At 65.3% G+C, this 23,383-nt stretch carries 13 protein-coding genes; 4 read left to right on the top strand and 9 right to left on the bottom strand.

The window, feature by feature from the left end; translation table 11 throughout:
- Window positions 1-69: 69 nt before the first annotated feature.
- A complete protein-coding gene (locus tag SH602x_RS16920; protein WP_479473434.1) occupies window positions 70-1,008 on the bottom strand; it encodes a YihY/virulence factor BrkB family protein in 939 nt (312 codons plus the stop codon).
- Between the two features lie 271 nt (window positions 1,009-1,279).
- On the opposite strand from SH602x_RS16920, the gene SH602x_RS16915 reads away from it, so the two are divergent.
- The gene (locus SH602x_RS16915) at window positions 1,280-1,561 is read left to right on the top strand and encodes a WGxxGxxG family protein (protein ID WP_479473433.1); all 282 of its coding nucleotides are present in this window, start codon (window positions 1,280-1,282) and stop codon (window positions 1,559-1,561) included.
- Window positions 1,562-1,650: 89 nt separating this feature from the next.
- Complete coding sequence (locus SH602x_RS16910; RefSeq protein ID WP_479473432.1) at window positions 1,651-2,052, top strand: response regulator; 402 nt, start codon at window positions 1,651-1,653, stop codon at window positions 2,050-2,052.
- 248 nt (window positions 2,053-2,300) lie between these two features.
- Here SH602x_RS16910 and SH602x_RS16905 read toward each other — a convergent pair whose 3' ends face one another.
- From SH602x_RS16905 to SH602x_RS16895, 3 genes are all read right to left on the bottom strand, one after another.
- Window positions 2,301-3,221: a DUF6807 family protein gene (locus tag SH602x_RS16905; RefSeq protein ID WP_479473431.1), complete on the bottom strand. Its 921-nt coding sequence runs from the start codon at window positions 3,219-3,221 to the stop codon at window positions 2,301-2,303.
- A gap of 229 nt (window positions 3,222-3,450) precedes the next feature.
- Entirely contained in the window at window positions 3,451-5,094 is a 1,644-nt protein-coding gene (locus SH602x_RS16900; protein ID WP_479473430.1) for a bifunctional aminoglycoside phosphotransferase/ATP-binding protein, read from the bottom strand.
- Window positions 5,091-10,268 carry a FlgD immunoglobulin-like domain containing protein gene (locus tag SH602x_RS16895; RefSeq protein WP_479473429.1) on the bottom strand — a complete coding sequence of 1,726 codons (5,178 nt, stop codon included), beginning with the start codon at window positions 10,266-10,268 and terminating at the stop codon, window positions 5,091-5,093. The genes SH602x_RS16900 and SH602x_RS16895 overlap by 4 nt, the downstream gene beginning before the upstream one ends.
- 279 nt (window positions 10,269-10,547) lie before the next feature.
- On the opposite strand from SH602x_RS16895, the gene SH602x_RS16890 reads away from it, so the two are divergent.
- Both SH602x_RS16890 and SH602x_RS16885 read left to right on the top strand, forming a co-directional pair.
- On the top strand, window positions 10,548-13,529 hold the full coding sequence (locus SH602x_RS16890) for a PSD1 and planctomycete cytochrome C domain-containing protein (RefSeq protein ID WP_479473428.1): 2,982 nt from the start codon (window positions 10,548-10,550) through the stop codon (window positions 13,527-13,529).
- Between the two features lie 44 nt (window positions 13,530-13,573).
- Window positions 13,574-14,965: a DUF1501 domain-containing protein gene (locus SH602x_RS16885; protein ID WP_479473427.1), complete on the top strand. Its 1,392-nt coding sequence runs from the start codon at window positions 13,574-13,576 to the stop codon at window positions 14,963-14,965.
- A 71-nt stretch (window positions 14,966-15,036) separates the two neighbouring features.
- Here the strand turns inward: SH602x_RS16885 and SH602x_RS16880 are convergent, their stop codons facing one another.
- From SH602x_RS16880 to SH602x_RS16860, 5 genes are all read right to left on the bottom strand, one after another.
- Complete coding sequence (locus SH602x_RS16880; protein WP_479473426.1) at window positions 15,037-16,302, bottom strand: lactonase family protein; 1,266 nt, start codon at window positions 16,300-16,302, stop codon at window positions 15,037-15,039.
- Window positions 16,303-16,714: 412 nt separating this feature from the next.
- Entirely contained in the window at window positions 16,715-19,873 is a 3,159-nt protein-coding gene (locus tag SH602x_RS16875; protein ID WP_479473425.1) for an efflux RND transporter permease subunit, read from the bottom strand.
- A 40-nt stretch (window positions 19,874-19,913) separates the two neighbouring features.
- Window positions 19,914-21,434, bottom strand: coding sequence for an efflux RND transporter periplasmic adaptor subunit (locus SH602x_RS16870; RefSeq protein ID WP_479473424.1), 1,521 nt, complete (start codon window positions 21,432-21,434; stop codon window positions 19,914-19,916).
- Between the two features lie 152 nt (window positions 21,435-21,586).
- Window positions 21,587-22,120, bottom strand: coding sequence for a hypothetical protein (locus SH602x_RS16865; RefSeq protein WP_479473423.1), 534 nt, complete (start codon window positions 22,118-22,120; stop codon window positions 21,587-21,589).
- A 230-nt stretch (window positions 22,121-22,350) separates the two neighbouring features.
- On the bottom strand, window positions 22,351-23,367 hold the full coding sequence (locus SH602x_RS16860) for a WD40 repeat domain-containing protein (RefSeq protein WP_479473422.1): 1,017 nt from the start codon (window positions 23,365-23,367) through the stop codon (window positions 22,351-22,353).
- Window positions 23,368-23,383 lie beyond the last annotated feature (16 nt).

Here is a 23,383-nt window from a genome sequence, read left to right as displayed (position 1 = left end):
CGCCCAGTCTGGCCGTCCTTCTGTTCGAGTTCGCGGGCGAATGCTGAATGCAGACCGCCTTCCCGCCGCTCATTCCTCCGGTGGGGCCGGCTCGGGGTTGGGCGTCCCCTGTTTCGACAGATCCCGCGCCGTCATCGGTACGGCGTCTTCGGTGGGCACGATCGGCTTCGGGTCGAAATGCTTCGCGTAGGCGCGGATCAGCTCGGCCCCGAAAAACAGGATCTGCGAGGAGTAGTACGTCCAGACGAGGACGACCATGATCGATCCGGCGGCGCCGTAGAAGGATCCGATGGCGGCGCCGCCGATGTACGCTCCGATCAGCGACTTCCCCACCATGAACAGCACGCCGGTGAACACGGCGCCGATCCAGACGTCCTTCCAGCTCACCGTCACGTCGGGCAGCAGCTTGAAAATGAGCGCGAAGAGCAGCGTGATGACCAGAAAGGAGATGCCCACGTCGAAGAGATGGGCCGTCCAGGCGGCGCCGGGAAGCCATTGGCTCAGCCAGCGCGTGAGGGCCGTCAGCAGAGCCGTGAGCAGCAGCGACACCAGGAGCAGAAAGCCGGTCCCGATGACGACCGTGAACGCAAGCGCCTGAGTCTTGGCGAAGGCTTTCAGTCCAAGGCCGGGCTTGAGCTTCACCTCCCAGATCGTGTCGAGCGAATCCTTCAGTTCGGCGAAGACGCCGGTCGCGGCGACGATGAAGAAGAGGACGCTGAGCGCCGTGGCGAAACGACTCTGACGGGGCTCGCGCGCCTTCTCGATCATGGACTCGATCGCGACGGCGCCGTCGCGTCCGACGAGGTGTTCGATCTGGTGCACGATCCCGCCTCGCGCGGCCTCTTCGCCGAAGAACGACCCGGCGACGGCGATGGCGATGATCGTCAGCGGAGCGAGCGCGAGGGTCGTGTAGAACGCGAGCGAGGCCCCGAGCCGCTGCGCGCGATGCTCGACCCAGCCTCTCGCTGCGTCCCGGAACAAGTATCCGATGGCCCGGATACGCCTCATCCGCCGCTCCTGTCCAAGGCGCCGTGCGAAGCCTCGCTGTCGCGGGACAGCGGTTTCTCCGGCTCGCTCCATGCGTCGGATGCATCGTAGCCGCTTCGGGCGATCGCGCTGAATACGGCCCAGCGTTCGCGCAATGACGACGGACGGCGCAGCGATTGCTCAGGACGGCGCTTCCCTCCCTCCGTCCGCACGCCCCTCTGCGTCTCCGAGCGACGCAGAAGCCTGGATACCTCACGCCAGCGTGCCGCGGGAACTCACCGAAATGTTCGCGATGACCAAGCGATTCTCCACGTTCCTCAGCGTCGGGCTGCTGAGTCTGGCGCTGACGGCAGGCGTTCAGGCACAGCCCGCGACGGACGACGGCGCCGTTACGACGCGATCGGCGTCGCCGGCCGACGACGATGATCGCGACGATGACGAAGGCTTCTCGATGGGGTGGCTCGGCCTGCTGGGTTTGTTGGGACTCGCCGGCCTGATTCCCACGAAAACCCGCGACGCCGATCGCGATCGACTGCTGCGTCAGGACTCGGCCACGACGAAAACCCGCACGTAGGACGTCGGCGAACGGAGTTGCGAGCCCGACGATCGCTTACGACGAAATGGACGATCGCTTCGTTCGTCCGACTTTCTCCCGGGGATTTCATGTCGAACGACGCCGCGATCGACGAACGTCCTGCGTCGCTGCGCATCCTGATCGTCGACGATCACCCGAGAATGCGGAGCGTCCTACGCATCACGCTGACTCGACAGAAGGCGATCCGCGTCGAAATCGTCGGCGAAGCGGCGGACGGCGACGACGCGATCGCGGCGACCGCGGAATTGCACCCCGACGTCGTGCTGATGGACGTCGACATGCCCTGCATGAACGGCATCGAAGCGACTCGCCAGATCGCCAGCCGGTTCCCGACGGTCTACATCATCGGGTGGACGTCCTGCGACTCCGCGAACGCCGAAGCCATGCGCGCGGCGGGAGCCGCGGACGTGCTGTCCAAGGACGCCGGACTGGCGAAACTGGTCGAGGCCTTGCGAATCGCGCGGCCCTGATGCATCGATCGAAGCGAGAATCCGCTTCCCTTCGCCGTCCGATGCGCCGTTTCAGGATGTGGACGGAAAGGAGCCTGCGCGGTTCGAACGGGTCGCGCATCTGACCGGACCCGCACCAGGGCGCTCTCGGCGCCCTGAAACCGGCGAGTTCTCTTCCGCGACTACCCGGACGGGGGGGACGTCACCCGCCCTGTCCTCGGTCTGCATGCGAGGGCTGGAAAGCGATTCCCGTTCTTCGCCGCGGATTTTCACTTCGCGAACGCGTCGAAGCTTTCGGCCAACGCTTCGCGCGGCGGAGCTTCGCCCTTCGTCACGCGAAAGCGGTACTTCAGCGTCACGGTTTCGCCCTCGCCGATCTCGATCGTCGGAAACGGACCGAATCGCCCGTAATCGCGATAGGCGGACCAGACCGCTCCCTTGGGATTCGACGGATGGCTCATGTGCTGGACCGTCCATGCCTGATCGCCGATGCGGAACGACAAGGCGACCCACGGCAGATCCTTATCCTTCTTGGGATCGATGTCCGCCTCGTGGAAGACGTACGACGCCGACTTGTTATCGGCGACCTCCTGCGAGGGACGGAACTGCACGCCGGCGTGTTCCGGGTCTCCGCCGAGTTTCACGTCGCCGCCGACGGCGGTCAGTTCGCTGACGAAATCGATCACGGCGTACGCGTCAGCAGATTCCACGACGCGGTAGGTACGCTTTTCGGAGATCACCGGCTCGCCGTCGACGCCGATCCAGGCGATCTCGCTCGTAATCTTCGCGCCGTTCTTGTCTGCCTCGGTCTGCAGGAACTTGCGATGCTCCTGCACGGTATCGCGGACATGCCACAGATCGTGACTCTTTCCGCCGTGCTCGATGCGGTTCCAGCCGACGAAGATCCCCCGGTGATGCGGGAACGTTCCTCCGGCTCCCTTGGTGAGCGTCTCTTCGCCGCCAGGCGCCATCACGTGGGCGAAGACCTTCGCCGTATCGAACGTCCGTTCGGGGGTCGACGTATCGCGCTGGAACGTATAGCGCAGGATCGGTTCGCCGTCGGGACGAAGGATGTCAGCCTGAACGCCTTCCTGCACCTCGACGCGGTAAGCCTCTTCGGCGGACGCGAACGGGAAGAAGGACGCCAGGGAAAGCACGAAGGCGGCGGACGGTATCAGGCGGCGTGCCATGGGGAGGGCTCCGGAGAAGTAGGATCAGGTCGATTCCTCGCGAGACGATGACGGAGCGCCTCCGGCACGGCGGCCTGTTCTGCGCCGGCGAACTCCGTCATGGTCAGCATATCCCGAACGATCGCAGGCCGAACTCGCCGAACGACTAAAACGGGCCAGCAGACGGCAGCCGCACTGGGCGCCGTTTCTTTCGACGCTCATTGCCGTTCTGCGGAGGCGCCGTCTCGACTCAGGTTTCCGGAGGCGATCCCCGTCCGCTTGCGGTTCCCGGGGCGACGAGACGTTCGCCGTCGCCTTTCACGCCCAATGCTTCGAGTTGCCGGAGCGCTCGTTCGATCGAGTCGTTCGCTCCTGAATCGACGGCGACGGTCTGAAGTACCTCGTCGTCGCCGAGCGGCTCGTGCTTGGCGAATTGCGAATCGAGAACCCGAAGATCCGCATCGGAAGCGTCCGTTCCGGCTCGAATTCGCTCGCTGACGCGCCGCCTAAGCGTCGCTTCGTCGGCGTATAGGTCGAGGATCGCGAAGGGGACGTTCAGTCGGCAAGACAGATCGCGGAACGCATCGCGATCTCGACGCATCAGAAACGTCGCGTCGACGATCGCCGGAAAGCCGGCCGCGACGATCTTCGCCGCGAGTTCGGCCAAACGAGCGTAGGTCTGCTCGGTAGCGTCCGCCGCGTAAATGCCGTGCTCCAGACCGCCGCCGTTTCTTGTAGACGAGTCTTGTCCGAACAGTCGCTTACGTTCCACGTCCGAGCGGATGCGCACGGCGCCGAGCGCTTCGAGGATCGCCTGCGCGACCGTCGATTTTCCGCTGCCCGAGAAGCCGTGCGTGATGACGATCGACGGCTGCCGCGACTTCGCGTATCGGTCGGCGAGTTGCAAGTACTCGCCCAGTTCGCGACCGAGCTCCTGTCGTTCTCGGTCGGCGACCTCCGCTTGCGCAAGACGCAGGCACGCGACCTTCGCACGAACTGCGGCGCGACAGATTAGGTAGAACGGCAGCACGGAAAGTCCGTCGTAATCTCCAGTCCGTTCGAGATAGGCGTTCAGAAATCGGCGGGAGTAGTCGGCGCGTCCTCGGTCGGCGAGGTCCATGACGGCGAACGCGATTTCGCTCTGCACGTCGATCCAGCGAAATCGGTCGTTGAACTCGATGCAGTCGAAGACCTCGACGCGGTCGTCTCGGAGGAACATGTTCCCGAGGTGAAGGTCCCCGTGGCATTCGCGGACGAAACCGTCCGCCTTCCTCGCCGCGAACGTCGCGCGGAGCCGCGCGAATTCCCGCCGCATCCGCTTCCGCAGATCGACGGCGAGATCCTTCCAACGCGTCTCTTGCCCCAGGTCGTGCATCGTTTCTTCGATCGTCGCGACGACGACGTCCGGCGATCCCCAAGGCGCTTCGGCCGCGACGATCGGAATGCTCGCATGAAAGCGAGCAATGCGTTCGGCCAGGCCGTCGAGATGATCGGGTCGCAGTTCGCCCCGCAACAGGACGAGCGAAAGCAGCGATTCCTGCGGAAACTGTCGCATTCGAACGGCATACTCGACCGGATCGCCGCCGCCGCCGATTCGAGGCGATCCATCGACGACCGTGATCGGCACGACGCCGAGGTACAGGACGGGCGCGAGCCGTCCGTTGAGCCGAACCTCGTCCTCGCAGTAGCGGCGTCGCAGGTCGAGCGTGGAGAAATCGGCGAATCCGAGGTCGACCGGCTTCTTGATCTTGTAGGCGTAGTCGCCGGTGAGCAGGACCCAGGAAATATGCGTCTCGCGCAACGTGACGTCGCGAACGGGATGATCGTACGCCGCGGGCGACTTCAATCTTTCGATCAACGCTTCGCTGTCCATCGTTTCGGATCCGCGAGTCACGGTCGATTGCCTGAAGTCGCGAACCGAATATCGCCCCAGAGATTCGGGAAGAGCATGATCTCGCCGGGAATGTCGTCGACGAGACCGACGTTCTGGTTGGACCAGTACGAACGCAGGTTGACGTCGGTGCCCTCCGCGTCGCCGTACGTCACGCCGAAGTCGGCACGGTACGCGGAGACTTCGCGCGGCCGCAGGCCGAGCCGCGCGAGCGGGATCGAGGCCGTGACGCGATAGCTTTCTCCTTCGACGCGAACGTCGATCGTCGCATCGTCGAGCCGCTCGACGTTGTCGACCTTCTCGCCGCGCCAGGGGGAGGCGAACTCGATCGGATGGGCTCCTCCCGGTCGACGATGTTCGTAGAGGACGGCGACCGGCACGCCTTCGAAGGGGGCGATCACGAGACGGCGATCGCCCGGAACCGGGCTCGTTCGACTTCGATCTGCTTCGGGATCCGAGGCGATCTGCAGATCGACCGTGTCGCCGGTCGCGAACAGCTTCGTCCAGTCGCGTCCCGCGTTCTTCCAGGGCGACGCATCTCGCACGCGATAGACCAGGTGCAGATGCGTTTCATCGGCCCGAACGTCGACCTCGACAGGGAAGCGTCCGCCGCGATCCCACTTGATCGTTCCCGGCACATCGGCGACGCGAGGGGCATGGCGCTCCGAGACGCGGCGTAAGTTCGTTCGCTCCGCCGCGGCGATCTGTTCGCCGGTCACCTCGAACTGGCTGGAGAAGCGCTCGGCGCCTTGCAGACCCGTCAGTTCGTAGATGCGATAGGGTCCGTGACCGATCTGGACGTAGTACCGGTCGTCAGGGATGGACTTCCCGAACGATCCGCCGAAGATCTCGCCGCCGAGGCGGTACTCGTTCTTGAGATAGCTGACCCGTACGTCGACGAAGGCCTCGTCCAGGTACAGGCCGTCCGTGGTCATCAGGAAGCAGCGACCGTGGTTGCCGTTCAGAAAGACGACGTCGGCTTCGGCGTCGAACGGCGCGATGCCGAGAAACGCCATCGTCCCCTGCATCACGCCGGGCTCAGGCAACGGCGCGTCGTGCGAGCCGTGGACGTCGGACCAGCGATTGGGGAAGCTCCAGGCATGTTCGCCGGGAGACTCCGCCGGCGACGTGGCGAAGGCGTTCATCTCCGGATCGGAGTTGAACAGGAATCGTCCGAACCGGTCGCGGACGGTCGAGACGCCGCTGCGCTTGTAGCCTGGCGAGAGACCGACGGATAGCGACTTCGCGAGCGCCTCTTCGAGCGTCGGATAGTCCGGCGCGCCGCCCGGCAGGACGCCGCGCGGTTCGAGCGCGACGATCCGTACCCGCTTGCCGTCCGACGCGGGGACGTACAGCGTCAGCGAGTTCTGCAGATGGCCCCAGGCGCCTCCGCCGAGATCGAGGCGATCGCCGCAGAAATCGAACTCTTCCGATTGCGTACGTCCGTCGCCGTTTCGATCGACCCACAGGACGCCCATGCCGCGCTGGGACCAGGGCTGGCGTTCGCCCGGCAGATTGCGTTTCGCCTCCTCGGGCCGCTTCTCCGGCCACTTCGCGAAGAAGGCGTCGATGTAGGCTTGCGGCGGCTTCCAGTCGCAGCCGTAGGCGAACTCGTGCGTTCCCGCGACCGCCGCCAGATCGTGCAGGGTCCCGTCGGGCAGAACCTCGGAGATGACCGCGATCTTGCCCCGCGTCGAGACGAACGTGCGACCCGCTTCGCGGAAGAAGAGATAGCCCTGCGGGTGATAGTTTCCGAAATGCCCCTCGTCGATCGAGAGAACGTGCGTCGGTCTCGCGGTTCCCTGCTCGACGTCGACGTCCCAAAAACAGCCCAGGCCGATCCAGCGCCGGGGGTTCGCGGGGTCGAAGCCCGAGCCGTCGCCGCCGTAGTGGGGCATGCCGAACTTCTCGTAGACGACGGCGTTTCGGGCCAAGTCCCACGCGAGGACGCGCTTCGGATTCCAGCGCTCCTCGGTCACCCACAGCTTGCCGTCGGGACCGAAAGCGAGACCCGCCGGACGCACCATCCGGGCCGGATCGTAGGCGCCCCTGTACGGACCGCCCGGCGTTCCGATCGCGACGAGGAAGCGTCCCTCAGCGTCGTAGCGACGAACCTGATGCGACGCCGCGTCGCTGATAAGAAAGTCGCCGTTCGGAGCGACCGTAATTCCCGTAAGCTCCATCTCGCCCGCGGCGATCAGCAGCTTTCCGTCCCGGAGACGAACCACGCCCTGATCGGATGCAGCGTAGAGTTCGTCGCCTGCCGCGATATGTCGAACGCCCTCGATCGCGATCGCGTCAATGCGGCGACCCGTCTCGGCGTCGAGGACGAGTACCGCTTTCTCGTCCCGGCTGCCGACGTAGAGCTTGCCGTCCCTGACGGCGAGTCCGGAGAGGTTGAACTGACTGAGATCGGGATGATCCGACCCAGGACCGACGGTCATGGCGTCGACCTCGATCGCGCGGCGGCCCTCGGGGAACTCGACCAGTTTGCCGGTCGCGATGTCGTACCGCACGATCGTGACCTTCCACTCGTCGGTCCAGGTCGTGTCGCTGGGATCGACACGCTTGCCCCACGCGAAGCCGTCCTGCGCACAGTAGAGATACCGCTCGTCGGCGGCGACGGCGTCGTGCTGGATGCCGTACCCATGCAGGTGCTCGTACCCCTGCACGAACTTGCCGTCCTGGTCGAGCGCGACGAGGGCCCAGCCTCCCTCGGTGACCGGCGCCGCGAGAAAGACGTACTTGCCGTTCGAGGCCGCCGAGCGGAACGTGCTGTGGTTCGGCCCCCACGGCTCCACGGTCGGTTCGTCGCCGTTGCCGAAGTTCATCCGATAGGCGGGCTCGACGCCGCGATGCATGATCCCGCGCACGCGATAGGTTCCCGGCGAAACGAGCCGGCCTTCGTCGTCGAGTCCGTCCCAGACCAGCGTTCGTTCGCCGGCCGTGAACGCTCGACCGGAGACGAGATTGCGGACCCGCTTCCCGGATGCGGTCTCGATGACGGCGGTCGCCTTGCCGTCCCAGGGCTGCAGGAAGCGGACGCGAATCTCCTGGCGCCGCGACTCCGCGAGTTCGCGATACTGGTCCAAATCGAACGGTGCCCAATCGGCGGGGTCGTCCGAGTAGGGAGCATGAATCGCGAGACCGTCGGCGAAGCCGAAGCGCTCGCGTTCTGCCGGAAGGGAGAGCGCGACCGCCAGGCGGAGAGTCGACCAGTCGCCGGGAGGCAGTCGGAAGTCGTATCTCCCTTCGGCGGACGATACTGCCTGCTTCTCGTTGAGGGCAAACGCCTTTTCGGAGTTCGCGACTCCGAGTTCGATGGCCGGCGGGGTCTGGGCGTTCGTACGCAGGGAGAGCGATAGGCCCTCTGCGTCGGCTTCGACCGCGACCGCCAGCGGAAGACCGCCCGGGCGGGAGAAATCCTGATAGTCAGCGTCGACGAACTGCGCGACGTTTTTCGCCGGCGCGACGACGGTCGAGACGTTCCTGTTTCCGACGGCGGCATCGGACGCTTCACCGCCGACGAGTTCCAGCTTGACGAGACGTTGCTGGCCCGACTCGTAGACGACGACGCGGTCGCCTGAAACAGCCGAGTGCGTGGGGGCAATTAGACCGTCGAAAGTCGCGGGCGGCGATTCGAACGAGTCGTAGACGCGAACGGCGCCCCCCGCTGTGTCAGTCACGACCAGTCGTTCGCCGTCGCTATGGACGTAAGCGTCGCCGTCAAACTGTGCAAGCCTCACTCGCTCTTTCAATTTTCGTTCGCCGTCGCGATCGAAGACGATTACCGTGCCTGACTCGGCGGCCACGAGTCGGTTTTCGAACCACGCAAGGCTCGTACAGTTCGAAAGGCCTGGAATCGTGACGGGCATCGGCGCCGTACGCGGTCGACCCCCTTCGTCGATGCCGATCGAGAACGCCGATCCGCGACGCTCGACGACGACTAATTCGAGACCGTCTTTCGTCGGAACGGCTGCCGCGCCGGTGACCTGGTCGGACAGTGCGAACCCGTCGAGGCCGGCGATCTCGAACCGCGACCAGCCGTCGGCGTCGATGCAGGGGCCGCGTGCGAGTTGCACGTAGGAGTAATGCTTCTTCAGCAGACAGAGCGTGAGTCCGCCCAGGACGACGGGCTGTGCATGGAGATCGGGTTCCTTATCTCCGATCGTGAGCGCTGCTTCGGGTCCGTCGTACCAGCGCCAGCTTCCGTTGGGCGTCCAGACGTTTCCCGCGGCGTCGATCGCGAGGCCGGTCAACTCAGGCAGCGCGCCGATCCGCCGGGCGACCTCGAACCGCAGTTCCTCGTCGTTCCATCGCAAGAGCTGCACGATGCCGTTCATTCCCGAAACGGCGTAGACGTCATCACGAACGTGAACGATGCCGCGCCCGTTCGTGACGTCGCCGCTCTGCGGCAGGTAGCCGATGAACGATCCGGAAGCGCCGCCGAGCACGACGCCCGGCGCCGGCTCGAAACGTTCGTTCGCGCGCTTGATCGTTCCGTGCCAGGCATGGCTGTACCAGTACCGGCCGATCCGCTGCGGTCGCTCGCCGTCGAACGGCTTGGGAAACCCGGCGACCGCGATAGCGTCCTTCCATGCGTGGACCTGTCCGCCGCCGAACGCGTAGACCGTTCCGTCGTCGCCCGTCCCGAGCGCCTGCACGTCGAAGCCGGGCTTCACGATCGGCTCGCGGATGCCGGTCGTGGGATCGAGCCAGAACAGTTCTGCGCGTCCGCGCTCGAAGAGGACGACGCGACCTTCGAACGCATCCGCTGCGAGCGTCTCGGCCTCCCCTTCCAGCGGAGCGGGGACGGTTCCCGGCGCCGCGTCCGTCGAGAGCGTGAACAGCCGCGAGCCGATCTTCAGGACGAGCGTTTCGCCGACGAGCGTCAACTGATCGCTGGGCCGTTCGCTCTCCGGGATTTCGAAGGCGGCGAGCAGGCGACCGTCGAGCGAGAAGCGACAGAGCCGGCGACTTCCGCCGCGCTCCCAGAGGGTCGACCGAGCATCGAGAACCGGCCCCATCCCGGGCGCCGGCTTGCCCTCGAACGTCACCAGCGTCGGGCCCGACTCTCCCGAGTTGCCGAGCGTACCGACCTGCCGAAGATCGGCTGCGCACGCAGTCGCCGCGAAGCAGAAAGCGAAGACGAGACAGCCGACGGCGACGCGGGTCATGGGCGGTGGGTTCGATCGTGGCGAGGAGAGCGAGATTCGATAGTAGATGGGCGCGAGCGATAGCGACAGCTCCTGGAACCTCACTTCGCGCGACGGACGTCGTCCCGGCGTCCGACGTTCGGGCAGCGGTCAGCGGCCGTCCCTAACCGCATGGACGTCGTTCCGAGGGAGCATTCTCGGATCCGTTTGTTTCCTCGCCGACGCTGGCCTATCGTGAGGATCGCCCGCCGCGCCTGCAACCGCGCGAGAGCCTGGCCGTTGCATGAAAAAGGATCCGAGGTGCAGATTCAGGACGAGAGTCGGCAGAGATCGGACGCAGGACTTCCAGCGTTCATTCTCGTCATTCCCCGGTCGCGGCTGCTTGCGGCCGTCGTCCTCGGGCTGCTGACGATGCGCTACGGTGCGGCGTTCGCCGACGAACGGGTCGACTACTTCGAAAAGCAGGTCAGGCCGCTGCTGGTCGCCAAGTGCTATGCGTGCCACTCCGGCACGAAGAACTCGGGCGGTCTTTCGCTCGAAACCGCGGCCGGATGGCGCGAAGGAGGCGAGAGCGGGCCGGCGATCGTTCCCGGCGAGCCTGACCAGAGCCTGTTGATCGACGCGGTCGAGTTCCGGTCGCTCCAGATGCCGCCGCCCGACAAAGGCGAGAAGCTATCGGCGGAGGAGATCGCCGTCCTGAGAACGTGGATCGCCAACGGGGCGGCTGACCCTCGCGAAGCACGCGACGCGATCGGCGGCATGAGTCGCGAAGCGGCAAATGCATGGTGGGCGTTCCAACCCCTCCCGGAAGCGATGGGCCTGCCGAGCGCGTCCGCGATCGATGCGCTTCTGCAGGTCGAGATCGACCGTCGCGGACTGACGGCCGCGCCGCTGGCGGACAAGCGAACCCTGCTTCGCCGCGCTACGTTCGACCTGACGGGCTTGCCGCCCACGCCGGAGGAGGTCGATGCCTTCGTCGCGGACGAGACGTCGGAGGCGTTCGAACGGGTCGTGGATCGTCTGCTCGCATCGCCGCAGTACGGCGTTCGCTGGGGGCGTCACTGGCTCGACGTGGTGCGTTACGCCGACACGGCGGGCGAAAACACCGATCGTCCCCTGCCCCACGCGTGGCGCTACCGCAACTGGGTCGTCGATTCGTTCAATCGCGATCTGCCGTATGACGAGTTCATTCGACTGCAACTCTGCGGCGACGTGGTCGCGTCCGGCGGGACTCCCGAGCGAGTCGCCGAAGGTATCGTCGCGACCGGGTATCTGGCGCTCGCTCGACGGTTCGGTCACGACATCGACAAGGATATGTACCTGACGCACGAGGACGTCATCGACAACGTCGGCAAGAACTTTCTGGGCATGACGCTCGGTTGTGCCCGGTGCCACGACCACAAATACGATCCCGTGACCGCCGAGGACTACTACGCGCTGTACGGCGTCTTCGACAGTACGAAGTTCTCGTTCCCCGGATGCGAACCCCAGGGCCAGCCTCGCGATCTCGTGCCGCTGATCCCGACGTCAGAGGTCGACGCGGCGAATGCGGAGTTCGAGCGGCGGCTCGCCGAGTACGATCGACGCGACGCGGAGCTTTCAGCGGAAGCTGCACGACTGAAGCGATCGATCGCCGGTTCGACTAGCGTGCTGGCGGAAGGGAACGTCGGCGAAGGCGAACTCATCGATCTCGGCGAGAGGGGCGAAGGACGTCTCGCCCGCTTCCCGATACGCAAGGGGGAAGTCCTCCAGCTCTCGATCTCGCCCCGTGCCAATCATGGCGCGGACACCACTCGCATCGAGTTGGAAATCGCGAGCGCCGACGACGAGACGAAGCGGTGGAACGTGGCGGAAATCATTCCTCGGTTCGCGAGCGGCTCGTCCCTCGTGGATACGGACGGAGCGAGGTGGGCCCTCCTGGAGAATTCCGAAGCCCCCCGGTTTCTGAACGAAAATCGGCAGAGCGTCGAGGGACAGCTCGGTCTGAACGCCTGGACGATCGGCGATACGCCGTCGGCTCTGGTAAACGCGACGGACACTGCCCTCTCGGTCTGGACCACGCTTCCCGCGAACTCGTTCTTTCTCCACCCGGGACCGAAGACGGAGGTCGCTCTGGTTTGGATCTGCCCTGCGGACGGCGAGTACGCGGCCCGCGGAACCGTCGCGGACGCGCATCCCGCGGGCCTGGACGGCGTGAGCTTTCGGCTGGAACTGATCGCGTCCGCCGAGTTCGGAGCCGGACTAACGGAGCTCGGTCGGAAGACGTTCGCCCCGCGCGAACCACGACCGGCGCCGCCTGCGATCCCCGTCGCCTACGCCGTCGCCGAATCGGAACCTCGGGACGCGCGAGTTCATCTGCGAGGCGATCCCGAGCAGTTGGGCGAGGCCGTTCCGCGGCGGTGGCTCTCGATCTTCGGCGGCGACCCGCTGGCGAACGTCGGCGGCAGCGGAAGGCGCGAACTGGCTGAGCGGATCGTACAGCATCCGATTTCTGCGCGCGTGATCGTCAATCGCGTCTGGCAGGGGCATTTCGGTCGCGGGCTGGTCGGAACGCCCAACGACTTCGGCGCCCGCGGAGCACCGCCGACGCATCCGGAGCTGCTCGACGCTCTGGCTGCGGGCTTTCGAGCCGATGGCTTCCGAATGAAGGCTCTGCACCGCGCGATCGTGCTGACCCAAGCCTACCGCCGCAGCAGCGACGCCGGCGAAGAAGCCATGGGACGCGATCCCGAGAACCGCTGGCTGGCTCGCTTCTCGCGACGACGGCTTTCGGCGGAAGAGATCCGGGACAGCTTACTGGCGGCGAGCGGGGGGGTCGACCTGACGGCGGGAGCGGCACATCCGTTTCCTCCGGAGGCGGACTGGAAGTACACGCAGCACGAACCGTTCGCCGCCGTCTACGAGACCGGCCGACGAAGCCTGTACCTGATGGTGCAGCGCCAGCGGCGGCACCCGTTCCTCGCACTATTCGACGGAGCCGATCCGAACGCGAGTTCTCCGCTGCGTAGCGCATCGACGGTTCCGACGCAGGCGCTCTACTTCCTCAACGACCCCTTCTTCCACGAGCAGGCCGCGCAATTCGCGGCTCGGCTCGAAGCGGAACCCGATGACGAGGGACGCATCCGCCTGGCCTTCCGCCAGCTATGGCAACGGGACCCGACGCCGGCGGAAGTCGACGCAGGGCTCCGCTTCCTGGCGGCGTATCCCGGCGATTCGCGCGAGAAGCGGTCGGCGTACGCTCGCGTGCTGATGTCGTCGAACGAGTCCCTGTACCTGGACTGAGCGCCCACGCCCCACCGCGAACTGCGAACCGAAAGATCCCTTCCATGTCGAGATCGCAGGTATCCCGAAGGACGGCGCTTCGTTCCGCCGTCGCCGGCTCGCTGCTCTTTCCGAGCATCGTGCAACGGCTGCTGGGCGATACGGGCGATCCGACGGCCTCGCGTGGATCGCACTTCCCCGCCCGGGCGAAGCGGGTCATCTTTCTGTACATGACGGGCGGCGTGTCCCACATCGACACGTTCGACCCCAAGCCCGCTCTCCGCCGCGACCACGGCAAGGAAATCAAGGCCGACCATCCCGAGATCGAAGACCGTCCCGGTTACGAACGGATCTTTCTCAAGCGCCCTGATTGGGATTTCGCGCCGCACGGCGAATGCGGAACCGAGGTTAGCTCGCTCTTCCCGGAAATTGCGGGCTGCGTCGACGACATCGCCCTGATCCGCTCGATGCACACCTCGCACTCGAATCACTACAACGCCACGCTCGGGATGCATACGGGTTCGTTCGCGTTCGCTCGCCCGAGCCTCGGTTCGTGGCTCAGCTATGGCCTGGGCAGCGAGAACCGCAACCTGCCCGAGTTCGTGGTGATCGCGCCCAAGCAGACGTACGCCGGAACGCAGGTCTACGCCAGCGACTTCCTGCCTGCCGCCCATCAGGGGACCCTGGTCGCTCCTGGCTCCGAACCGGTGGCGAACGTCCGGCCTCGCGTTCCCGTCGACCGTCAGCAGCTCGAACTGGCGGCGCTCCGGGAACTGAATCAGGCGCACCTCGACCGGCGCGGCGGAGACGCCGACCTGGAGGCGCGCATGCAGTCGTTCGAGACGGCGTTCGGGATGCAGATGGCGGTCCCTGACGCGTTCGATTTCTCGCAGGAGACCGCGGAGACGCTGGCGCTGTACGGTTTGCAGCCGCTCCAGACGGACGGCTTCGGCTGGCAATGCCTGGCGGCTCGTCGCCTGGTCGAACGGGGCGTTCGGTTCGTCGAACTGATCGATACGGGCTCGTCGAACAACTGGGACGCGCACGGCGATATGGCGACGCACGTTCCGCTCGCGAAGAACGTCGATCGGCCCATCGCGGCGCTGCTCAAGGATCTCAAGCGGACAGGGCTGCTGCAGGAGACGCTCGTGGTCTGGACGACCGAGTTCGGGCGCACGCCGTTCAATAACTCCGCCGATGCGAAAGGCCGCGAGCACCATCCCTGGGCGTTCAGCTCCTGGATCGCCGGCGGAGGAGCCAAGGCGGGCATCGTGTACGGAGCGACCGACGAACACGGACTCCGCGCGGTCGAGCGTCCAGTCCACGTGCATGATCTTCACGCGACCATCCTGCACCTCATGGGCTTCGATCATGAGCGCCTGACGTACCGCCACGCCGGCCGCGACTACCGGCTCACCGACGTCAGCGGTAACGTCGTGACCGACGTGATCGCGTAATCGACCGGGACCGAGTTCCTCCGCACGCTACGGATCGTGTGGCGGCTCGTTACTTGCCGCGGCCCAGGCGCTCAGCGACCCTGGTCGAGATCGAGAAACACGACGATCGAGGGATTGCCGACCGGCACGTAGCGCTCGGTGAACTCCAGGGCGCCGGTCTCTTTATCGACTTCGAAGACCGTGACGTTGTCGCTTCGCTGATTGCAGCAGAAGAGGAACTTGCCGGACGGATCCAGACTGAAGCTGCGCGGATAATTGCCGCGGGTCCATTCCTCTCCGACGTAAGTCAGATCGCCGCCCGCGCCGACGGAGAAGATCGCGACGCTGTCGTGCAGCCGGTTCCCCGCGTAGACGAACCGGCCGTCGGCCGAGGTCAGGATCTCGGAGCAGAAGTTGCTGCCCGTGAATCCTCGCGGCAGGGTCGAGATCGTCTGGCGAGGCGTAAGGCTGCCCGCGTCGTAATCGAATCGAACGACGTTTGAACCTTCTTCCTGCACGGAGTAGAACGAGCGACCGTTCGGATGGAAGCAAAAGTGACGCGGCCCGTCGCCGGGCGGAAGCGCTACGGAGGGAGGATCGCTGGCCGTCAGCGAGCCGTTCCGCTCGTCGAACTTCCAGACGAAGATCTTGTCCAGACCGAGGTCCGCGTGCAGCACGAAGCGCCCCGAGGGATCCGCCTGAATCATGTGCGCGTGCGTCCGGTCGTGACCGCTGACGGCGAAGCTCCCGGGCGGAGCGTTCGTCGCTTTCGTCGGACCGATGTCGCCGCTTCCGCTCTTTACGTCCGCGGGACTTCCCAGGCGCCCGCCGTCGAGAATGGGCAACGTCGCGATCGAGCCTCCGAAGTAGTTGGCGACCAGGACGAAGCGACCCGACGGATGAACGCTCACGTACGTCGGGCCGGCGCCGCCCGATGGCACGGTGTTGAGCAGTTCGAGTCGCCCGGTCTTCTGATCGATGGCGAAGGCGCTGACGGTCCCTTCCTTCTCCTCGCCCGACTGGTCGGTTTCGTTCGCGGAATATAGACGGTCGCCCGCGGCGTTGAGCGCCAGGCAACTGGGACTCGTGCCCAGTTCGTAGACGCCCGCCGGCGTCATTGACCCGTCGTCGCGATTCACGTGAAAGATGTGAATGCCCCAACCGTTACCGGGCGGCAGATCGACCTGCGTGGGGAGCACGTCGCGCAGCGGAGAGCTAAACGTCCCGACGTACGCGACCAGCGGAGCTTGGTCCCTCCTTTCTTGCGCGTGGAGCGCCACCGGCACGAGCAGCGTCGCCCCGACCAGCGCGAGGGAGGCCTGGAGGAACAAGCGTCGGGATCGGTCGAGACCGTTCATGGCAGTGGTAGTTAGGCGGATCGAGCGGGTTAAGATTTCGCGAAGGCTGTTCAAGACTCGGAGCGCAGTACGGCGAACCGAGCCTCTACCCGACGGTCTCTGGCCGATTTCGCGAGACGGACGAGGCCGATCGCTCGTGCCGACGAGAGCCCAGGATCTTAAGCCGCAGCCACTCGGCCCGATATCGCGGGCCCCTTGGGGAATTGATAACCACGACTTCATAGGGTCGTCAATGAACCCCGGGAACGTACGGGCGCCCCTTCAGGGATTCCTGATCGTCGTAGGCGTCTTCCTTCGAGCGCTTCGGCAAGTCGATGTCGTCCCGGGGAAGCTTTTCGCAAGGCATTGGGCTCAGCAAGTGAGCGATGCAGTTAAGACGGGCTCGCTTGTTGTCGTCGCGAAAGGATTCATCTCAATGCGAAGCGTCCGGGACCGCGAAAGAACCGTTGACGTCGTCGAATTCGTCGTCGATCTCGTTCGACCCCGATCGGGGCTCGAACCATCGATAAATCGCCGGCAGGACGAGGAGCGTCAGCGCCGTCGCCGTGACCAGTCCCCCGATGACGACGGTCGCGAGCGGGCGTTGCACCTCGGCGCCCGCCGAACCTGAGATGGCCATGGGGATGAATCCTAGCGCCCCGCACGACGCCGTCATCAGCACGGGCCGCATCCGGTCGAGCGCTCCTCGCACGACTGCCGTTCGCTGATCGGCGCCGTGGGTTCGCAGGTGCTGGATATGCTCGATCAGGACGACGCCGTTCATGACGGCGATGCCGAACAACGCGATGAACCCGACCCCGGCGGAGATGGAGAAGGGCATATCCCGAATCCAGAGCGCCGCGATGCCGCCGGTCGCCGCGATCGGCACGTTCAGGTAGATCAGAAGCGCGAGCTTGACCGAGCCGAACGTCATATAGAGCAGCGAAAAGATCAGCATCAGCGCCACCGGCACGGCGATCGCCAGGCGCCGACTCGCCTCCTCCAGGTTCTTGAATTGTCCGCCCCATTCGAGCGAGTATCCGGGCGGGAGCGAGATCTCCGACTCGACTCGTTCCTGAGCTTCGGCGACGAAGCCGCCGAGGTCCCGGTCGCGCACGTTGCACTGAATCAGAAGCCGCCGACGCACGGCGTTTCGACTGATCTCGGACGGACCGTCCTCGATCTTGATTTCGGCGAGTTGCGAAAGCGGGATCGCGCGTCCTTGGGCGTCTTCGATTTTCAAGCGCTCCAGCGATTCCTCGTTCTCTCGCCATTCCGGTTTCAGCCGAACGTTAAGCGGAAAGCGCCTCTGCCCTTCGAAGACTTCGCCGACGTTTCGTCCGCCGACGATACTGACGGCGTCCATAACGTCGCCCGCGTTCACGTCGTTGCGTGCGAGAGCGTCTCGACGCACGTTCACGCGCAGGTAAGGAAGTCCGGCGATCTGCTGGGCCTGGACGTCGGCGGCTCCGGGCACGCCGCTCAGCGAACGCACGATTTCGTCTCCTTTCGCCTTCAGGACGTCCAGGTCGTCCCCGTACAGGCTGAGTCCGACGTCGGACCGCACGCCGGCGACCAGTTCCTGTACGCGGAGCTCGATCGGCTGGGTGAAGCTGTAGGCGTTGCCGGGCACCTCGGCTTCGAGCGCCGCCTGCATTTCCGCGACCAGGTCCTCCTTCGCGATCCGTTCAGGCCACTCTTCGGGCGGTTTCATCCGGATCAGCACGTCGGTCTGGTGAACGCCCATCGGGTCGTTCGCGATCTCTGGCCGGCCCGTCTTCGAGACGACGGTTTCGACCTGCGGAAACTTCAGCAGCGTCCGCTCCATCGCCTTCGTCATCTCGACGGAGGTCTCCAGCGAGACGCTCGGGAGACGAACCGCCTGCACTGCTAGGTCGCCCTCATCGAGCGTCGGGACGAACTCGATCCCGAAGCCGAGCGCGGCGACCATGCTCAGACCGAATGCGACAACGGACGTTCCGAGCGCCGCCCAAGGACGCGCCATCGCGCCGCGCAGCAGCGGCTCGTAAGCATGCGTCAGCCAACGGACGATATGCGTTTCCGACGTTCGCAGATTGCGGACCAGGAACAGCGAAGCGAGCACCGGCATGACGGTGACGGCTAGAATCAAGGCCGCCGTCAGAGCCGACATGAACGTGAACGCCATCGGGCGAAACATCTTCCCTTCCACGCCCTCGAGGCTGAGGATGGGAATGAAGACGATGATCACGATCATCCCGGCGAAGAGGATGGGCTTGCCCACTTCCAGCGAGGAGCGCTCGAACACCGACAGAGGCACGCGCCTTCCCGGGTGCGCCTTCTGGTATGCCGACGCGTGGCGTACGGCGTTCTCGACCATCACGACGGCGCCGTCGACGATCACGCCGAAGTCCACGGCGCCGAGGCTCATCAGGTTGGCCGAGACGCCGGCGAAGTGCATGGCGATCAGCGCGCAGGCGGCGGAAAGCGGAATCGCGGCGGCGACGATCAGCCCGGCACGAAAATCGCCGAGCAGCAGGAAGAGCATCAGGATGACGAGCGCGACGCCCAAACCGATGTTTTCGCCGATCGTGTGGATCGTCTTCTCGACGAGTTCTGTCCGGTCGTAGAACGTCTCGATCCGCACGCCCGGCGGCAGCGTCTTTTCGATCTCCGCCATCTTCTCCTTGACGTCCTCGACGACCTGCCGCGAGTTCGCGCCCATCAGCATCATGACCATGCCGGTCACCGCCTCCCGGTCGCCGTCGCGAGTCACCGCCCCCTGACGAAGCATCGGCGCGAAACGAACCTCGGCGACGTCGGCGATGCGGATGGGCGACCCGTCGCGCGAGTCGAGCACGATCGATTCGATGTCCGCGAGCGACTGGACCAGGCCCTCGCCGCGAACGAGTCGTTGCTCGTCGAGGTGGGCGATATAGCCGCCCCCCTCATTGCGGTTGTTCCGCTCGAGCGCCTCGAAGATCCGGTCGAGCGAGATGTCGTAATTCAGCAGCTTGTCAGGGTCGACCTGCACCTCGTAGGTTTTCAACTCGCCGCCGAAGGTGTTGACCTCGTTGACGCCGGGGATGCTCCGAAGCTGAAACGCGACCTGCCAGTCGAGAATCGTGCGGAGATCCATCAGGCTGTGGTCGTAGCCCGGCTCCGACAGAATCTCGAACTGATAGATCTCGCTCATACCGGTGGCGATGGGCCCCATCTGAGGGTCGCCCATGCCGGCCGGGATGTTCTCGCGAGCGACCTGCAGTCGCTCGTTCACCTGGCTTCGGGCCCAGTAGATATCCGAGCCTTCTTCGAACACGACGGTCACCGCCGACAGCCCGAACCGGCTGATCGACCGGATCTCCTTCACTCTCGGAACGCCGCTCATGGCGCTCTCGACGGGAGACGTGATGAACTGCTCGATCTCGACCGGACCGAGCGCCGGCGAGGAGGTCAACACCTGGACCTGTACGTTCGTGAGATCCGGCACCGCGTCGAGCGGCAGACGCATCGCGGCGATGACTCCGCCCCCCAGCAGCGTGAGCGACAGCAGGAGCACGATGAAACGGTTCGCGAGCGACCAGCGAATCAGCGACGAGACCACGCGAGACACCTTGAGGCGAAAGGAGGAAACTGAACCGGGGCGATCGGCGTCACTCTTCCAGGAGCGACGCCAGGGCCCTCGACTTCAGGGCGAACCCTCCTTCGACGACGATCGGCTCGCCCGTCTGCACTCCCTTCTCGATGACCGCGTCCGTTTCGGTGGTGGACCGGATCGTCACGTCGCGTCGTGCGAAGCGATCTCCTTCCCGATGAACGAACACGAACGTTCGCCCCTGATGCTCCAGCACGGCGGAACGCGGAATCGTGACGGCCTCCTTCCCGGTCCGATCCTCGATACGCACCGTCACGAACATGCCCGGCTTGAGCGAGCCGTCCGCGTTCTCGGCGCTCGCGATCATCGACACGGTGCGCGTCGATTCATCGACGACGTCGCCGGCGGCGAAGATCTTGGCCGGAAACTCGCGATCCCCCCAGACTTCGGTCCGGACGGAAACGTCGTGCCCTCGCCAGTTCTCGAGAAACGACAGGTGCTTCTCGAAGACGTCCATAGAGATCCAGACCGTCGAGAGATCCGCGAGGCGAAGGATCTCCCGATCGGGCGTCACCTGTTCCATCAGCGCGGCGTCCTTGGACACGACGACGCCGTCGAACGGTGCCTCGAGCACGTAGTGAGAAAGCGCCTCGCCCTGCGAGCTGGGGTCGATCGTGCCGAGCTCGGCAGACTCATAGCCCAGAATCGCCAGCTTGGCCTCGTCGACCGCGACCTGCGACTCCGCCTGACGAAGGGCCTGTTCCGAGAGCCGCGCTTCGTAGCGGGCTTCCTGCTCGATCTGTTCGAGCGTCGCCTGCAGCGAAACCTGGTCGACCTCGTGGGCGACTTCCGCGGCTAGCAGTTGCTTTCCCGCGATCGTTCCCGAATCGAGCGACGAAAGGCGTTCATAGTCTGAGGTCGACTTGTAGGCTCCGACATAAGCCGAGAGGAGCGTCTCGCGATAGCGACCCATGGGACGCGATCGGAACTGCTCGTCGAGTTCGTTCAGCGGCGCTCCCCGTCGAACTTCGGCGATCAGGTCCGCAAGGTTCTTCGCGACCTTCTGGTCCCATTCGTTCTTGATCTGCGCCGAGTCGCGGGCGAGCCGGTGCTCGTACAGCGAGAGCTTCGCGTCGCCGATCGCCTGGCTATGGATCAGGACGAGCGGAGCGCTTCGCTTCACGCGGTCGCCGAACTGGACGTACGTTTCTTCGATCCGTCCGCCGACCATCGGGAACAGGTGGGCGACTCGGTCCTCGTTCAACCTCACCTTTCCGGTGATTTCGAGAACCGACGTCACCGGCTTCGTCGTCGCGTCGGCGATGCGAAGCCCCGCGACCTTCCACGCCGATTCGGGCAGCGTCACCTCGGAGGGAAGGCCTTCTTCCCCTTCGGTTTCGGCGCGACGATCGTGCGGAGCCGCGTCAGCGACGATTTCAGGTTCGGCCGCGCCATGGCTCCCGCCGAACTGCCAGTAAGCGAAGAGCCCGGCGCCGACGAGGAGGGCCAGCAGAATCGATCCGACTTTCAGGACGACGCCGAGTCGGGAGACGGCGGATTTTCGTAGCGTGGCGAACATGGCGGGCGCAGAGGGAGGGAACGCGGAGGGGCTCGGACGCGCCGAAGACGGACCGAGACCTGCGCGCAAAGGTTGAATGGAGAGGCGGGAATCGCGATTCGCGATCGTCGTCGCGGACGACGCGTGCGTTCAGCGTGAACGCGAAGAGAAGCTCAGGCGCGCAGAATCGCCTGACGCTGACGACGGCAGATCTCGCCGATCGTATCGCAATAGCGCGGCGCGCCTCCCGCGAAGTTCGACTTCGACGGAACGAGCCCGATCGGCTCCCCGGCGGATTCGCAGGCCAGACGAACCAGCTGAACGCTCTGCCGACCGGAGTCCGAATCCGATCGCCAGGTCAGATCGACGTCCGGCGCCTCCTGGTCGTCGCCGCGCTGATCGCCCGGCGTTCCGAGCGGCGGCAGAACGTGAAGGTGCCATCCGAACGGTTCGTTCGCTACCTGTTCCCGCGACGCGTGAAACCGACGCACATGCTCCGGCAACGACGGAACGTTCGACAACTCGGCGGGCGTGACTCCGTGCGCGTGGATCACCGGCAACGGGCACTGAACCAGAAGGATCAGCGCCAGTCGAGCGAAAATCGCGGTTAGTCGGGTCTTGGCCGGTCGCATCGTGAGTTCGCCGATTCCGTTGCGGGCATCGCGATTGTAGTCGCGGCGTCCGTTCGAATCAACTTCGACACGCACGTCTCCCAAGCACGAGGACGCCGTCCGCTTCGGACGCCCGCGGTCGTACCCGCCCAGAGCTATCTGCATCGTGGGCGAGATCCTGCACGAATTGTTTGTCGGGCAACGTCGCTTCAACGACTCCGTCCCCGGCGTCATGCTTCCGTCGAACGATCGACGGCCGACTTTCCTGAGGGAGGCCGAGCGAAGTAGTCGGAGCCGCTAAAGAGTCGGGCTTATGCCGCTGCGCTTCAGGCGGTCGCCTTGGCTGCGAGCTTCGTGATCCGGAGGCGCTTGTCGTAGTGAGCCGTCGCGACCTGCAATCCGTCAGGATGAAGATCCATCCCGCGTGCCAAATGCGGCAGCTTGAACCGGAAGAAGTCCTTGTCCGCTTCCGCATTCCAAAAGAGCAGGAATCCGCCTGTCCCTCCGCTGCAGAGTCCCATCAACGAACCGTCGGCGAGCCACCTCAACGACCAGATGCCTCCCTGCGTGATTCCCTCCGCGATCAGTTGACGCTTCAGCTCGCGCGTCTCCCAGTCGAAGAGGAGCACGAGCGGTTCGTGCACGGCTCCCAGCGGGTTGGTAGCCTTGTGCAGCCCGCCGATCGCGAGCGTCTTTCCGTCCGGACTGATCGCGACGGCGCGCGTTCCGCCGAAATCGACCTGTTGGCCGCCGTTGAAGCTGTGCAGCGGCGCGGCGTCGAACTTCGCCGCTTCGGAGCCGTCGTCCAGCTTCCATTGCTTGACGATGCCCATCAAATCGCCGCTGACCAGGAAGGCCCCGTCGCTCGTAAAGACGACCGCGTAAACCGGGCGGTCATGCCCCTTCAGTTCCCGGACGAGCGAGCCGTCCTCGACGTTCCAGAGGCGCACGAATCCGTCGTCTCCCGCGCTCGCGAGGCGCGTACCGTCCGGGCTTAGTTCGAGACTCCGCACCCAGCCCTTGTGGGCCGCGACGATGCGCAGGGGAGTCGGAGTCGCGGCGGCGGTCTCCCAGACTGCGATCGCTCCGTCGCAACCGCCGCTGAAGACGCGGGCGCCGTCGCGCGAGCAGGCGAGCGCCTTCACCCAGGTGTCGGGATGTCCCCCGGATAGATCGGTTCTCATGCCGTCGCCCATCGCGTAGCGACCGACGACCGGTCCCTCGGCGCCGGCGAAGACGTAGCGCCCCTGCGGGTCGAAACGACAGGCGTTCAGCGCACGATCGCTCGGCCACTCCGAGACGACGTGCGCCTGCTGCGGGTCGAACCCTTCGGGAATCATCATCGATGCCTCTCCTGGC

The organism is Lignipirellula cremea, assembly GCF_056501455.1.
Note: the sequence above shows the minus strand (reverse complement) of the source record. Positions and strands in the feature narration are given on the sequence as shown.

What these genes read in the sequence shown, in the direction of transcription:
- SH602x_RS16870 (WP_479473424.1), bottom strand. Translation starts at nt 21,434, where the DNA reads ATGTTCGCCACGCTACGAAAATCCGCCGTCTCCCGACTCGGCGTCGTC.
- SH602x_RS16880 (WP_479473426.1), bottom strand. Translation starts at nt 16,302, where the DNA reads ATGAACGGTCTCGACCGATCCCGACGCTTGTTCCTCCAGGCCTCCCTC.
- SH602x_RS16905 (WP_479473431.1), bottom strand. Translation starts at nt 3,221, where the DNA reads ATGGCACGCCGCCTGATACCGTCCGCCGCCTTCGTGCTTTCCCTGGCG.
- SH602x_RS16885 (WP_479473427.1), top strand. Translation starts at nt 13,574, where the DNA reads ATGTCGAGATCGCAGGTATCCCGAAGGACGGCGCTTCGTTCCGCCGTC.
- SH602x_RS16895 (WP_479473429.1), bottom strand. Translation starts at nt 10,268, where the DNA reads ATGACCCGCGTCGCCGTCGGCTGTCTCGTCTTCGCTTTCTGCTTCGCG.
- SH602x_RS16860 (WP_479473422.1), bottom strand. Translation starts at nt 23,367, where the DNA reads ATGATGATTCCCGAAGGGTTCGACCCGCAGCAGGCGCACGTCGTCTCG.
- SH602x_RS16915 (WP_479473433.1), top strand. Translation starts at nt 1,280, where the DNA reads ATGACCAAGCGATTCTCCACGTTCCTCAGCGTCGGGCTGCTGAGTCTG.
- SH602x_RS16920 (WP_479473434.1), bottom strand. Translation starts at nt 1,008, where the DNA reads ATGAGGCGTATCCGGGCCATCGGATACTTGTTCCGGGACGCAGCGAGA.
- SH602x_RS16910 (WP_479473432.1), top strand. Translation starts at nt 1,651, where the DNA reads ATGTCGAACGACGCCGCGATCGACGAACGTCCTGCGTCGCTGCGCATC.